Origin of the sequence: Ochrobactrum sp. SFR4 (assembly GCF_019730395.1) — a bacterium.
Classification (GTDB): domain Bacteria; phylum Pseudomonadota; class Alphaproteobacteria; order Rhizobiales; family Rhizobiaceae; genus Pseudochrobactrum.
Map to the genome: position 1 here is coordinate 1 of NZ_JAAPBB010000116.1, position 545 is coordinate 545.

The window sequence follows — 545 nt, forward strand, 5'->3', positions numbered from 1 at the left end:
CGGGGGCCGTTTTTGTGGCCCGACCTGAGTCCAAAAATCCCGATCGTTTTGGACTCTTTGGTGCACCCCCCTTAGAGGAGGGATATGTGGTTCTGGTAGGAGACGAGAACCTAAAACAGTTCCCGCCTCCGTCTGAATTTTTGCTTTCGGTTTGGGACCGAAGCCGCGCCGCGCGTCTTGTCTGCCAGATCCCGGATCCCGAGCTTGGAGTGCCAGCGAGTAGAGTTTTCTCCTCCGAGCCGCTCCGACACCGGGACTGAAAATGAGACATATTATCTGCCACGGAGGTGTTATTACCGAAGAAATGGCCGCCAGTCTTTTGGACCAGCTGATCGAAGAGGTACTGGCTGATAATCTTCCACCTCCTAGCCATTTTGAACCACCTACCCTTCACGAACTGTATGATTTAGACGTGACGGCCCCCGAAGATCCCAACGAGGAGGCGGTTTCGCAGATTTTTCCCGAGTCTGTAATGTTGGCGGTGCAGGAAGGGATTGACTTATTCACTTTTCCGCCGGCGCCCGGTTCTCCGGAGCCGCCTCACC

Annotated in this window: 1 protein-coding gene; it reads left to right on the forward strand. The window is 55.0% G+C overall.

The window, feature by feature from the left end; genetic code table 11:
* Window positions 1-262 precede the first annotated feature (262 nt).
* The coding region (locus HBA93_RS24785) for a hypothetical protein (RefSeq protein ID WP_221724226.1) at window positions 263-545 on the forward strand (283 nt) is incomplete at its 3' end.